Annotated in this window: 12 protein-coding genes and 1 pseudogene; 6 read left to right on the forward strand and 7 right to left on the reverse strand. The window is 59.1% G+C overall.

The window, feature by feature from the left end:
- The 6 genes and pseudogenes from KGB27_RS23115 to KGB27_RS23140 form a co-directional block, all read left to right on the forward strand.
- Window positions 1–1,363, forward strand: a 1,363-nt coding sequence (locus KGB27_RS23115) for a gamma-aminobutyraldehyde dehydrogenase (protein ID WP_223556487.1), incomplete at its 5' end; no start/stop codon positions are given.
- A gap of 244 nt (window positions 1,364–1,607) precedes the next feature.
- A complete protein-coding gene (locus KGB27_RS23120) occupies window positions 1,608–3,092 on the forward strand; it encodes an APC family permease (protein WP_223556489.1) in 1,485 nt (494 codons plus the stop codon).
- 628 nt (window positions 3,093–3,720) lie between these two features.
- Window positions 3,721–3,961 (forward strand): annotated as a pseudogene (locus KGB27_RS23125) (hypothetical protein).
- 605 nt (window positions 3,962–4,566) lie between these two features.
- A complete protein-coding gene (locus tag KGB27_RS23130; protein ID WP_008042348.1) occupies window positions 4,567–5,790 on the forward strand; it encodes a type II and III secretion system protein family protein in 1,224 nt (407 codons plus the stop codon).
- A gap of 119 nt (window positions 5,791–5,909) precedes the next feature.
- Window positions 5,910–6,623 (forward strand): tetratricopeptide repeat protein, encoded by a 714-nt coding sequence (locus KGB27_RS23135; protein WP_008029716.1) that lies wholly within the window; start codon window positions 5,910–5,912, stop codon window positions 6,621–6,623.
- Window positions 6,624–6,641: 18 nt separating this feature from the next.
- Complete coding sequence (locus KGB27_RS23140) at window positions 6,642–6,911, forward strand: DUF3613 domain-containing protein (protein WP_008042349.1); 270 nt, start codon at window positions 6,642–6,644, stop codon at window positions 6,909–6,911.
- A 214-nt stretch (window positions 6,912–7,125) separates the two neighbouring features.
- Here the strand turns inward: KGB27_RS23140 and KGB27_RS23145 are convergent, their stop codons facing one another.
- The 7 genes from KGB27_RS23145 to KGB27_RS23175 are packed head-to-tail and all read right to left on the reverse strand — an operon-like array spanning window position 7,126 to window position 14,080.
- Window positions 7,126–8,088: a type II secretion system F family protein gene (locus KGB27_RS23145; protein WP_008042350.1), complete on the reverse strand. Its 963-nt coding sequence runs from the start codon at window positions 8,086–8,088 to the stop codon at window positions 7,126–7,128.
- 29 nt (window positions 8,089–8,117) lie between these two features.
- Window positions 8,118–9,104, reverse strand: coding sequence for a type II secretion system F family protein (locus KGB27_RS23150; RefSeq protein ID WP_008042351.1), 987 nt, complete (start codon window positions 9,102–9,104; stop codon window positions 8,118–8,120).
- Entirely contained in the window at window positions 9,101–10,534 is a 1,434-nt protein-coding gene (locus KGB27_RS23155; RefSeq protein WP_008029707.1) for a CpaF family protein, read from the reverse strand. Before KGB27_RS23155 ends, KGB27_RS23150 begins: the two co-directional genes overlap by 4 nt.
- Window positions 10,535–10,537: 3 nt before the next feature.
- The gene (locus KGB27_RS23160) at window positions 10,538–11,758 is read right to left on the reverse strand and encodes an AAA family ATPase (RefSeq protein WP_008042352.1); all 1,221 of its coding nucleotides are present in this window, start codon (window positions 11,756–11,758) and stop codon (window positions 10,538–10,540) included.
- The gene (locus tag KGB27_RS23165; protein WP_008029703.1) at window positions 11,752–12,246 is read right to left on the reverse strand and encodes a TadE family protein; all 495 of its coding nucleotides are present in this window, start codon (window positions 12,244–12,246) and stop codon (window positions 11,752–11,754) included. The genes KGB27_RS23160 and KGB27_RS23165 overlap by 7 nt, the downstream gene beginning before the upstream one ends.
- Window positions 12,246–12,725, reverse strand: coding sequence for a TadE/TadG family type IV pilus assembly protein (locus KGB27_RS23170; protein ID WP_008042353.1), 480 nt, complete (start codon window positions 12,723–12,725; stop codon window positions 12,246–12,248). The genes KGB27_RS23165 and KGB27_RS23170 overlap by 1 nt, the downstream gene beginning before the upstream one ends.
- A gap of 8 nt (window positions 12,726–12,733) precedes the next feature.
- Window positions 12,734–14,080: a TadE/TadG family type IV pilus assembly protein gene (locus KGB27_RS23175; RefSeq protein WP_223435966.1), complete on the reverse strand. Its 1,347-nt coding sequence runs from the start codon at window positions 14,078–14,080 to the stop codon at window positions 12,734–12,736.
- Window positions 14,081–14,149 lie beyond the last annotated feature (69 nt).

Raw genomic sequence — 14,149 nt, forward strand, 5'->3', positions numbered from 1 at the left:
GTTCAACCCGGCCCTCGGTCGTGTGCTGGTGGAAATCAACGAAGCCAGCGAAGCCCAGGTCGACGCTGCCGTACGCGCTGCCGATGCCGCGTTTGAAAGCTGGTCGCATACCCCGCCGAAAGAACGCTCGCTGTTACTGCTCAAACTCGCCGACGCCATCGAAGCCCACGGCGAAGAGCTGGCCAAACTCGAATCCGACAACTGCGGCAAACCCTACAGCGCTGCGCTGAACGACGAGATCCCGGCGATTGCCGACGTGTTCCGTTTCTTCGCCGGCGCCAGCCGCTGCATGAGCGGTTCGGCAGGCGGTGAATACCTGGCCGGGCACACCTCGATGATCCGCCGCGACCCGGTGGGCGTGATCGCCTCCATCGCGCCGTGGAACTACCCGTTGATGATGGTCGCCTGGAAAATCGCCCCGGCCCTCGCCGCCGGTAATACCGTGGTGCTCAAGCCGTCGGAACAAACCCCGCTGACCGCGTTGCGCCTGGCACAACTGGCGTCGGAAATCTTCCCGGCCGGCGTACTCAACCTGGTGTTCGGCCGTGGTCCTACTGTCGGCAGCCCATTGGTCACCCACCCGAAAGTGCGCATGGTGTCGCTGACCGGCTCCATCGCCACCGGCTCGAACATCATTTCCAGCACCGCCGCCAGCGTCAAACGCATGCACATGGAACTGGGCGGCAAGGCCCCGGTGATCATCTTCGACGACGCCGACATTGATGCCGCCGTGGAAGGTATTCGCACCTTCGGTTTCTACAACGCCGGCCAGGACTGCACCGCCGCGTGCCGCATCTACGCACAGGCCGGCATCTACGAAAAATTCGTCGAGAAGCTCGGCGCGGCAGTCAGCAGCATCAAGTACGGCGTGCAGGATGATCCGTCGACCGAACTTGGCCCGCTGATCACCGCGCAGCATCGCGACCGGGTAGCCGGGTTCGTCGACCGCGCCGTGGCGCAACCGCACATCCGTCTGATCACCGGCGGCAAGGCAGTTGAAGGCAACGGTTTCTTCTTCGAACCAACGGTGCTGGCCGATGCACAGCAGGACGACGAAATCGTCCGCCGCGAGGTGTTCGGGCCAGTGGTGTCGGTGACCAAATTCAGCGATGAAGCGCAGGTGCTCGGTTGGGCCAACGATTCGGACTACGGCCTGGCGTCGTCGGTGTGGACCTCGGACGTCGGCCGCGCGCATCGCCTGTCGGCGCGCTTGCAGTACGGCTGCACCTGGGTGAACACGCACTTCATGCTGGTCAGCGAAATGCCCCATGGCGGTCAGAAACTGTCCGGGTACGGGAAGGACATGTCGATGTATGGGTTGGAGGATTACACCGTTGTGCGGCATGTGATGTTCAAGCACTAAAAGCTTCGCGAGCAAGCTTCGCTCCTACAGGTTTTGCGTCGTACGCATTTTTTGCGAACACCATCAATCCTGTAGGAGCGAGGCTTGCCCGCGAAGGTGTCACCTCGGTTTCAAGGTAGAAACCGGCACCACGCACCACCAGGTTCTACACCAAAACAATAACCACCGATCCGGGCAGCGCCATCACGGCCCTGTCACGGTTTCGGACATCCGAAATCTGCCGATTTTCCGGAGCTAACACACCATGAGTGCACTACCTGAATTCTCCGCAGCCGTTGCCGACAGCGATGCCGAGCAACTCCGAAAGCTGGGTTACACCTCCAACTTCAACCGCAGCATGAGCCTGTGGGAAAACTTCGCCCTGGGCTTCACTTACCTCTCACCGGTCGTAGGGGTTTATACCCTCTTCGGCCTGTGCCTGGCCGCCGGTGGACCACCGATGTTCTGGGCGTATTTGCTGGTCGGTTGCGGCCAATTGCTGGTGTGCCTGATCTTCGGTGAAGTGGTCTCGCAGTTCCCGATTTCTGGTGGTGTTTACCCATGGGCTCGCCGTTTGGTGGGCAAACGCTGGGCGTGGATGGTCGGCTGGATCTACTCCATCGCCCTGTGCGTGACCATCGCCGCCGTTGCGGTCGGTGCCGGGCCTTACCTTGCCGCGATGATGGGCTTCGAACCGAGCAACAACACCAACATCGTCATCGCCCTGGTGCTGACCCTGTTCGCCACGCTGGTCAACCTCAGCGGCACCAAAGTGCTGGCGCGAATCGCCATGTTCGGCTTCCTCTGCGAACTGGTCGGCGCGGTGATCGTCGGCATGTACCTGCTGATTTTCGAACGTCATCAATCGATCAGCGTGTTGTTCAACACCTTCGACATCAGCGTTGACGGCTCTTACCTGCCGGCCTTCCTCACCGCTTCGCTGGCGGGGATGTTCCTGTACTACGGCTTCGAGGCCTGCGGCGACGTGGCTGAAGAAACCCCGAACCCGAGCAAGAAAATCCCGGTGGCCATGCGCATGACCATCTACATCGGCGGCGTTGCGGCGATGTTTGCTTGCCTGGCGCTGATCCTCGCCGTGCCAGACATGCAAGCCGTGATCAACGGCACCGACAAAGACCCGGTCGGCACCATCCTCAACAACGCCTTCGGCCCGGTCGGTTCGAAAATGGTCATGGGCGTGGTGATGATTTCCTTCATCTCCTGCGTCATCAGCCTGCAAGCGGCGGCGAGTCGTCTGCTGTATTCCTACGCCCGGGACGAAATGGTCATCGGCAGCTCACTGCTGAAAAAGATTTCGCCTACAACTCAGGTTCCGGTTGCTGCACTGTTCGTCTCCGGCGTCCTGCCAGCGCTGATCATCATTCTGGGCTTCTTCCTGCAAGACGCCGTGGCCACCATCGTCAGCTTCGCAGCAATCGGCATCTACCTCGCGTTCCAGATGATCGTCCTCGCAGCACTGTACGCTCGCCTGAAAGGCTGGAAACCGAGCGGCAAATTCACCCTCGGCGCCTGGGGCTGGGCGGTGAACATCGGCGCGCTGGTCTACGGCGTCGGCGCCATCATCAACATGGCCTGGCCGCGCACACCGGATGCGGCGTGGTACATCAACTATGCGATGGTGCTGAGCACGGCGATCGTGATTGGCTTGGGGTTGGTTTATATGTGGATTGCCAAGCCGTATGACCATGGTACGGCGCCTGCGGGGGATGCCTGGAAGGTTCGTCACTAAGGACAATTACCCCGGGATCCTGTCGGTTCCCGGGGCAAGCTTCACTCGTCAAACGGCATCTGCCGTCCCCCCGCAGCTCAGCCATCAATTTATCCGTACGCCCTTTGATATCAGCTTTCCCACGAACCGCCTCGAATCGATCGAGGGCATAAGTCTCTGGTTTCACGTGGCTACCGTCAGTCATAGATCTGTTCCTTGTGCGCAGACTCAATGGATTCGAAAAATAGAGGAAAAGCTGCTCCTCTGTTTCCAGTTTTCTGCGCTCGGTGAAAAAACAGGAAATTCCTACAGATCGAGCCTTCCTGAAAAGACTCTGATTCCTACGACAAGCGTCGCCAGAGTAGGCTTGGCGCCGCGAGCGCCTGACCGATAGGCTTTGTCCCGTCGCTGCCAAATCAGCGGCCCGGGGTCGAAGCCGGTCAATCATCAACATGGCGCATCCGCACCACCATAGGAACTGGGGCACAGTTTTGCCTTTTCGTTTCGCTTTATGGTGGACCGTGTGGCGCGGGCCTCTCGACTTTTCCGTGTTGATCGAGAATGTTCCGACTTCGAACGCCACATGGTCCGCAACCCAAATCTGTCGAAGGATTAGTGGCGGCTCCTTTCTCAACATGGAGTCGAAGAAATGCACACGCTAAATCCGTCTGAAACCCACCCTCATTTCATCCCCACTGTTTTTCCCCGCCACAACCGCTTCCTCCACGCCAACCAAGCCTGGCTCTGCGTCCATGACCTGGGACGTTTGATGGGGCGGCCTCTCGGTGCCGCTGCTGCACTGGCAAGATTCGGCGTGGATCAAGTGGCGGGATATGCCGGATCTGGTGCAGGCGCAACGACCGTTTCCGATCATGGGCATTTGCAGTTGAAGGCAGGTTGAGACATGAAAAAGGCCCGTTCAGCCTGACTGATGGGCCTTTTTTTTGCCTTCATTTCCCCCTCGGTATCAGCCAATCGCACTGCGCTACGACCTTGCCTGCACCGCTCACCCGCCTGCCTTTCTACAGCTTTTGCCCCCATGGTTTTTTTTAAAAATCATGGCACTTTGGTTTGATTGAACTACCGTCAAACAATAAGAAGTCATAACGGCTCCAGTTTCCAAGTTAGCTTCAATGATCAGATTGGCAAAAGGAGTTAGCTCACTATGATCATGGCAGGCGTATTCCGGCTCTGTACCTACATGGCCGTTTACTTTTCGGGGGGGGCAGGTCGGCGGACAGTAGCGTCCGTAACTGCCAGCGTCACTCTGGCGCGCAGTTCAGGTAACCGCCTCACTAAAAACCGTTTTAGCAAAGGTCGCTCGCTGTTCAGCCCGGTCAGCGAACTGCGCCCGCTCGTGTGTTGCACGCAAGGAATAACGCCAAAGCCATGGATAAGTGGTGTGGCGCATTGGGGGGGATAGTCCGATCCCCGTGAAGTGATCAGAGACAACTTTGTCTGCCTATAGATGGCCTATCCAGTGAGGATGCATTAAATGAGCCTTCGTCCCGCGCCCGCTTTCAAGAAAATTATCCATGGCCTGTTCTGGACGGGCCTCAGCGTGAATGCGGCTCAGGCCGCACCTGCCAATTGTTCGCAACTGGACAGTTGGTCGACAACGTTCGAGGTCGGTCAGGGGCTGCAGAATGAACTGCGCAGCCCCGTTCCGGTAACGCAACTGGCGGTGGGTGACCCGAAAATTGCCGACGTGCAACCCAGCGGCAACAACGCGTTCATACTCACGGGCATTGCACCGGGGACCACCAGCCTGATGGTCTGGACTGCCTGTTCGAAAACGCCGCGCCAAAGCATGGTGTTCGTCAAGGGTAAAGCCACATCGGCACTGACCAGTGTGCCGTCGGTGCCCTCCGACGACCCGCTGCTGCCGAGCCAGGTGCAGACCGATATCCGTTTCGTCGAAGTCAGCCGGACCAAGCTCAAGGAAGCTTCCGCCTCGATTTTCGGCATCCGTGGCAACTTCCTGTTCGGCTCGCCGAGAACCTTGCCCACCATCGGCGGCATAGTCACGCCGGTGCTGCCGGTGAACAACAACAACTTCAACCTCTCTTTTGCTACCGGCAGTACCCTGGTGGCGCTCAATGCGCTGGAAGGCAGTGGTTTCGCCTACACCCTGGCGCGGCCAAGCCTGGTAGCGCTCAGCGGGCAGAGTGCGAGCTTCCTGGCCGGCGGTGAAATACCGATTCCGGTGCCCAGTTCAGGCAGCGATAACGTGTCCATCGAGTACAAGGAGTTCGGTATCCGCCTGACTCTGACGCCGACCATCGTCGGGAAAAATCGTATCGCGCTGAAGGTGGCGCCGGAAGTCAGTGAACTGGACTTCACCAACGCCGTGAGCATCGCCGGCACGATAGTCCCGGCCCTGACCGTGCGCCGTACCGATACCAGCATCTCCCTGGCCGACGGCGAGAGCTTCGTCATCAGCGGCCTGATCAGCTCCCGCAACAATTCCCAGGTGAACAAGTTTCCGGGGCTGGGCGATATCCCGGTTCTGGGCGCATTTTTCCGCGACAACACCATCAACCGTGAAGAGCGCGAACTGCTGATGATCGTCACCCCCCATCTGGTCCAGCCACTGGCTGCCAATGCAACACTACCGTCATTGCCTGGCGAACAGCTGCGCAATTACGACCCGAACTTCTACCGCATGTTTTTCCTGGAAAATGGCGACTTCGACAGTCTCAGCGGTCTCTCGCAATGATCCGGAGCCTGAACCAGACTCGCCTCGCCCTCACTCGTAACGGTGACGTTGAACGCCTGCCGGGCCAGCTTCATTGCCATTGGCCGGGCGTTCAACATGTTGTAGCCAGAGGACATACGATGAAAGCAGTCATTGCAATAGCGACGACGTTAATGCTCGCAGGTTGCGCCAGTAATGGCCTGACTTCGCGACCGCCCAGCTGTGCCAAGCCCGGTTCGGAGCAGGAACTGGCCCTGAACCTGGCCGACAACATGGCCGACGAAGGCCGTTTGTATGCCAGCCTGGCGAATCTGGAAGGTTTGCCCGATGACCTGGTCCAGGTTCGCCTGCGCAAGGCTCGGGTGTTGCGCATGATGGGGCGTAGCGGCGACGCGCAGCCGTTGTACGAAAGCTTGCTCGGCACCTGTCTGACGGCTGAAGGGGAACATGGCCTGGGCCAGTTGGCCGCCGCCAAAAATGATAACGCCTCCGCTGCCACTCACCTTGAGCGTGCGGTGAAGATGGCCCCCACCGACGACAGGATGCGAAATGACCTGGGGGTCGTCTACCTCAATCAGCGACGGATCCCTGAAGCACGCTTTGAGTTCATGACCGCCATGGAGCTCAAGCAGGCAAACACATTGGCGGCACTCAATATGGTGACGCTGCTGATCTACCAGGATAACTGGAAGTCGGCTGCTGACCTGGTGACCCGCGCCGACTTGAGCCCCAAGCAAGTCGCCGAAGCTCAAACCCGCGCGGAAAAACTCAAGGCCTCCGCCAAAAAAGTGGTGGCTACCGAGGGGAATCGCAAGACGGAAGTAGCCGATGCCTCTTCCAGTGCGAACAAGTAGAACGTACGAGGAATCGAGATGAAGACCAAAAGGCTGTTGATCGTGTGCATGGCTTGCCTGTCCACCACTGCCTGGGCTATTGAGCCGGGCCCCTCTTCGCCGTACCAACAAGGCACCGAACAGTGGTTGCAGTTGCAGATTCGAGGTGTGGTTGCCTCCCCTAATCTGCAAACCGCTTCGGCCGCCGAACGTGAACTGGCCATGCAGCGCTGGCTGAATAGCTTCAACTTCCCGATTCCGATGTTTTTTGAACAGGATGCTGGGGGAGATATGAGTAGCGGCAACTGAGGCATGTCGATGGGTGATCAGCCTCTGGCGTAGTCCAGAGTAGCCTGGCTGCAAAGCCGGGCTTGATGTCGTGTTCAGGAAAGTAGTCTCTACACATTATCCAACCCTGGTTGGATGATCCCGCGGCGGGAAATGTGTGGGTCCATGAAAGGAAAGTGCAGATCAGGCTCGGGGGGCAAGGCCATCGCACTCGATAGCCTCCGCCCGTTTGACCTCACCCGAATACTTTGAGTACACCGATCATGGCCGGGCCGATAGCGACCAGAAAGAAGCTCGGCCACAGGCAGAAAATCAGCGGGAATATCAGCTTGGTACCAATTTTCGCCCCCATCTCTTCGGCGGCCTGCGTACGCCGGTCACGGAATTCATCGGCATAGATGCGCAGCGTATCGGCCACGCTGGTACCAAAGCGAATACTCTGCGCCAACAGGCTGACCAGCCCTTGTACGTCATCCAGACCCGTGCGCACAGCCAGTTGTTTGAGCGCCGCGGTACTGGAAATGCCCGCGCGGATTTGCGCATTGACCAGGGCCAGTTCTTCAGCCAGTTCGACCTGACTGACCGACATCTCCTCAGCCACCCGTTCGATCGTCGTGGGCAAGGCCAGGCCCGACTCCACGCACACGACCATCAGATCCAGCGCATCCGGAAACGCGGCACGCAACCGACCTTGTCGCAACTGCTTGCGCTTGGCGACATACAGCGCTGGCAGCAACCATCCGATACCGGCTGCCAAGACCACCACCAGCAACCCCATGGCCAGGGAAACCCTGGGAATCATCGGCAATAGCAGCAACGTAATACCGACTAATAACAGCGGCGTCATCAAGCGCACAGCCCAGTACATCTGCACCGCTGAAGAGGAACGGTACCCAGCATGCGTCAATAAAGTCTGGGTGACGGAGGTCTGAGCCGATTCGGCCGAGGCAAAGCGCTGGCCGACCCGTTCCAGTAACAGTTGCAGATTACCCGGGGCTTCTTGCCCGGCGGTATTGCCTAAATGACCACGTTTGATCAGCGCCAGACGACGCTGCACCGGATCCTGAAGCCCCAGAATCAGCAAGCTCACGGCGACAACTGCAAGCACCGTACTCAAACCGATCGCGCCGAGGAACAACAGGCGCGCCACCTCCTCGCTTCCCGTGACCCGACTGAACAACCCGAGCAAAAAGTCCATGACCTGTACCTCCCGGTAGCGAAAACCGCTTAAACCTGAATCCGAATGATTTTGCGTATCCAGAAAATCCCGAGCAGCATGGCGAAAAACGCCCCGATGATCAGTTTGTGGCCTATGGGATCATTGAGCAGCACAGGCATGTAGGTGGGGCTTGTGACAACGATCGCAATCGCCAGCACGAATGGAATCGACACCAGCACCCAGGCTGACATCCGCCCTTCGGCCGACAGGGTCCTGACCTTGCGCTGGAAGCGAAAACGCCCGCGGATCAGGCGACTCAAACGCTCCAGCACCTCGGTCAGATTGCCGCCGGTCTCGCGATGGATGAGGATTGAGGTCACCAGCATCATCACCGTCATGCTCGGCATCCTTTCCAGCAGGCCGAGCATGGCCCGACGTACATCGTTGCCATAGTTGATGTCCGCGAAAGTCAGGCCAAACTCCTGAGCGACCGGCCCCTTATGCTCCTCGCCGACCAGGCGCAGGGTTTCGTTGAACGGGTGCCCGGCGCGCAGGGCACGGCAGATGGCATCCAGTGCATCCGGCAGGCCTTCCTCAAACCCGGCGAAGCGTTTGCCACGGTCACGAGAAATTTTCAGCAGTGGTAGCCAGAACGCTCCGAAGCCCGCCAGCAACGCCATCCACCAGACTGACGAGATCATCCAGATCGAGAAACCTGCACAGGCGCCCAGGAACAGCCCGAGCAACAACACCCGATAAGCACGATATTCATGACCGGACTGCTCGATCATCTGGGTCAGGCTCGCCATAAAGGGCAACTGCTCGAGCATGGCCTCCAGCGGCGTCAAGCGCGTCAGGTACTTCTGTCGCAACACCGTCTGCATATTGGGCAGGTTGTTGGCTTTCTCCAGAACGTGCAAACGGCCGCGGATACGCTTGCGCATCTTGCCGGCCTCGCCGAACACCGGCACCACCACCCCCTGAGACAGGAGGAACACAGCGATAAACACCATGCCGAGGAACATCAGAATGAATTCACCAGGAATATTGTTCATGACTGCCGTGCCTCCATCCATTCAGGCCTGAACATCGTAAGCGGCAACTCGATGCCGCGCTTGGCCAGCACATCGCGGAACGCGGGGATCATGCCGCTGGGCCGGTAATCACCAAGCACTTCGCCGTTTTCGCCCATGCCATGGCGCACGAAGGAAAAGATTTCGGTCATGGTGATGATCTCGCCTTCCATGCCGTTGATTTCCTGCACGCTGACCAGTCTGCGCTTACCATCCTCTTGGCGTTCCAATTGGATCACCACATCAATGGCCGAAGCGATCTGCTGCCGCATGGCCTTGATCGGAAAGGTCGCCCCGGTCATCGACACCATGTTCTCGACTCGCCCCAACGCATCGCGTGCGGTGTTGGCGTGGATCGTGGTCAACGAGCCGTCGTGGCCGGTGTTCATCGCAGTCAGCATGTCCAGCGCCTCGACGCCACGCACTTCGCCGATCACTATGCGGTCTGGACGCATCCGCAGGCTGTTGCGCACCAACTCCCGCTGGCTCACTTCGCCACGGCCCTCGATGTTCGAAGGCCGGGTTTCCAGGCGCACCACATGGGGTTGCTGCAGTTGCAGTTCGGCCGAGTCTTCGATGGTGACAATCCGCTCGTTTTGCGGAATGAAGCTGGACAGCACGTTGAGCATGGTGGTCTTGCCGCTGCCGGTACCGCCGGAAATCAGCACGTTCAAGCGCCCACGGACAATCGCCTTGAGCAGCAGGGCAATGGCCGGGGTCAACGTTCCCACCTGGATCAGACTGTCGGTATTGAGCAGGTCCACCGCAAAGCGCCGAATCGACATGCTCGGGCCATCGATGGCCAGCGGCGGGATAATCGCGTTGACCCGCGAACCGTCCTTGAGCCGGGCATCCACCAACGGCGAGGACTCGTCGATACGCCGCCCCAGGCTGGAGACGATACGGTCGATGATGTTCAACAAATGCTGATCATCGCGAAAACGCACATCGGTCCGTTGCAGTTTGCCGAAGCGCTCGACATAGACCGAGGCAGAGCCGTTGACCAGAATGTCGGACACGCTGTGATCGGCCAGCAACGGTTCCAGAGGCCCCAGGCCGAGCACCTCGTCGGTGATCTGCTTGATGATCAACTGACGGCTGACGGTACTCACCGGTGCCGAATGCTCATCGAGCAGGCGCTGGCAAATATCGCGAATCTGCCGAGCAGCCTCGGCCTGTTCAAGGGAGTCCAGCAAGGACAGGTCCATGACCTTGAGCAACTGCTGGTAGATCTTTTCCCGCCACTCCGCCTCCACCGGGGTGACCTGGCTTTTGGTTTCGTAAAGAACGTCTGGTGCCACACGTTCCCACGCCATTATTTCCTCTGGCGGATCCAGCAGATCGTCGCCCGGTTGGGCAGCGGCGGGTTTACCGGACTGTTTGCGCAAGCGGTTACGAAAGTCGCTGATCATGGTTCATCCCCCGAAAACACGGTTGAAGGCGCGTTTGAACAAGCCTTTGTTGCCGGCCACTTGTTGACCGACCAGGTCCTCGGTCATGTCGCGCAGTGCAGTAGTAATCGCTGCCCTCGGCGCATGCAGCCCCAACGGCACACCAGTGTTCTGACTCTGGCTGACCAGATTGAAGTCGTTGGGTAATTTCGACAGATTGGTGCAGCGCAGCGCCTCGCCGATATCTTTAAGGCTGATCGCTGCGGCCTTGTCATAACGGTTGACCACGATCTGCAATTGATCCCCGCGCACACCCAGGTCATCGCGAAGAATCCGCACCAGAGAGCTGGCATCGCGCAGATGGCTGACGCTCTGTTGCACCACCACGTACACCCGATCCACCTGCTCCAGCACAGAACCGGTGAGGTGATCGATTTGCCGCGGCAGGTCGACCACCACCCAGCCATAGCTGGCGCGGGCCAACTGCAACAGGGTGTCAAGTTGCTCGGGTTGGGCATCCTGCGGCAAACACAGCTCACCGGCCCGACCGCCCAGCACATGCAAGGTCGGGCTGAAGTGACTGCAAAAACCGCGTAACGCGACGCTGTCCATGCCGTTGACCTGATGCAACACCTCCAGATGGCTGTGCGTCTGTGCCACATCCAGATAATGCGTCACGCTGCCAAATTGCAGGTCCATATCCAGCAGCAGGGTACTGCCGCCTTTCATGCTGAGCTGTTGTGCCAGGTTGCAGGCCACCAGGGTTCCGCCGGAACCGCCCTTTGCGCTCATCACGGCGATCAATTTCCCGTCAGCCCCACTGCCGCTCCGAACCTCCGTGACCAGCCGATTCATGGCGGCGACCAGTTCGGTCTCGGCGATGGGCTCCGGCAGCACGTCCCGGGCACCGGCCTGCATCGCCAGGCGCATGGCTTCTTGTTCGCTCAGCAGTCCGCACACCAACATCGGCGGACGCTCATGGGCCGGGTGTTGCAACAGTGCCGACAATTCCTCGCGCCACAGGTGGCTGACGCGCAACAGCAACAGATCGGGCATACGGTCCAGACTGTAGAGCGGGTCGACATGTCCATTGCTCACCAGGCGAGTGCTTACCTCCAGGCCAGGCATGCGCTGACAGACACTCTGCAGATCGCGTAAAGAGTTGGCATCACGGCTGCTGATCAGCAACCGCAACCCGGTTTTGCCAGTCGAACTGGCTATCGGCGTTTCCTTCATATTCAGCATGGTGTGATCTCCCCGGAATCAGAATGACGCCCGAGACTTTCGCGCGGCAACGTTGCCCTGAATGCAGGCAAGGTAATGGGCACGCCGAACCCGGGAATAAACAGATTGAAAACGAAGTTTTGCAGACTCAACTGGACATAGCGGATGGCACGAAAGCCGTTTGCGCTGACCAGGTCAGCTGGGTTGGCCACCAGGGCGCCATTTGCGTCCAGGTAGGTCAACGTCAGATTAGTGGTGGCCAGATTGCTGATCAGCTGGCTCGTACCTGCGTCGGTCGCGGCATTGAAGATTGCCCGCCGCAACACCACCGGATCGCTGATATTGCAGACGGCTGCCAGGCGCGCACCACGGCGCGCGGCCTCATCCAGTGCGTTGACCGTGAAGTACAGGCGGCCCATTTCCAACACGCCGAACAACAGCGTGAACACCAGCAGACCAACGAACGCGAACTCCACCGTATAGATTCCGCGCATGTGTTTTCTATTCATCACAGTGCCCTCATCACGGTAGTGGCAACCAGGGGAATGTTCAGCGCAATCTGATTGCCAAAAAAACCCGGAATCGAGCCGGCACAATTGCCACTGCCAATCACCGGGCAGAACGTATAGGTGATGGTGACTCGCACATGGTCGGTGCCCACCGCGGCGACGACCACGTTGTCAGGCGTCAACCCGGACAACACAGCGGTGCCGGTGTTGGCAGGCACGCCATACACCGCAACGTTTTTCGTCTGGGTCTGCAGCGCGTTGCTCAGAGAGACCGCCCCCAGCGTCGAGTCCCAGGCGTGGTTTGCGACAAAACGGTCGGCATCACGGCTGGCCTGCAGCAACACGTTGTACTGATAGAGCATGCGGCCGATCTCACCGAGGCTCAGTAACAGCAGCAACAACACCGGCAGGACGAGGGTGAATTCCACCATGGCCAGGCCTTGCTGGCGCTTCGGATGTTTAAACGCGTGAAGTCTCATGACGCCTCCTATGAGTCAGTGCTCGGAGTACCGCTGCCGTTGAGATAGGTTTTGTAGAGCTGGATGATCTGAGGGCCGGAATCGGTTGACGGCGTAGGGCCGGCCACGTTGTCGCCTTCGCACTCCTTCACGAACTGCCCGAAGATCTGAGCGTCCCCGCCACCGCCATCCATTGGTTGCACCACGTAATAGCAGCCAAAACCGAGGACAGGGATCGAGGTTGAACCGCCTTGTTTGCCAGTGCAGTTGCCGACCACAATTTTCATCATCCGGCGCTCGAACACGCCATGGCTCTCACAACCACTGCCAGACCCTGCCACACACCCGGCAACGCTCGTGCGCCAGTCGTTGTAGTCAAATATCGCGTCGCCGCCCGCCGTGAGATTGCCGTTGCTCGAGGTGACAGTTTTCCCTTTGTACTTCGCCTGTGCCGGTGTGACCGAGTCGTCGTAAGTGATCGCGGGGTTGCTGGATTCGGTCACCATGTCCGGCGGATAGTCCGAGGCACTGACCGGGCCGTTGTAGATGCCGAAGCGTGTGTTCAAGCCTTGGGAGGTAGGGCCGACCTTGTTGCCAGGTGCGGTCTGGACGTTGTCCCCCACAGTGCGGCAGACCTTGCCACCTCCGGCCAGGTCCTCTCTGACCGTACTGCCGCCCGAACCAAAATCGAGCAACTGAAAGTTGCCTGGACCAATGGGCGACGAATTGCCGGCAGCCGTCTTCAATACCTGCAAATCACCAAACTGGAAGCCCCAGAACATGCCAGCGCCAGGGTTGTATTGAGTCGGGTCGCCACAGACCATCAAAGGTGCGAGATCACAAGGACTGGTAGGGCTGGGTCCGGCAGTGGCGATTGCCGCCACCGCTTTGGCCCCCAGGCCGCCAGAACCGAATACCTGGGCGAAGTTCCAGAAAAATCCGGTCAGGTTATAGCTCGGTACCGATACCCGAACGTATTTGGCATTCGCTGGCCCGGGATAGGTGAACGGCCCATAGACACTGCTTGCCAGTTCCACCACCGCGAATGTAGCTGCGTTGCCACCAACCGCCGTTGCCAATTCTGTGTTGCCCGTGGCATTCGCATTTTGCGTCAGCGTATTGAGTGCGGCAGTGCGCGTCGTACTGGCAATATTGACTCCACCTTCCACCTGACTCAGGGTTTTGGCACCACTCAGGGCCGCGGCGTCCACCGCATTCTGCAAGCGCGTTTTGTTCAGCATCATGTGTCCGCCGTCCAAAGCCAGTGCGGCCACCATGCCAATCATCGCCAAAGCGATCACCATCAATACACTCACCGATCCTTTCTGGCGCCTTGGCGTCGCAGTGAACGGCTGCTGAATACGACGATTCATCATCAAGCCCTCATTTGCCAATACTGATGCGGATCGGCTCCGCCAAGACCTGGTGTCCAGGACCTGTTACGC

It is taken from the genome of Pseudomonas sp. BF-R-01, assembly GCF_019946615.1.
Taxonomy (GTDB): domain Bacteria; phylum Pseudomonadota; class Gammaproteobacteria; order Pseudomonadales; family Pseudomonadaceae; genus Aquipseudomonas; species Aquipseudomonas migulae.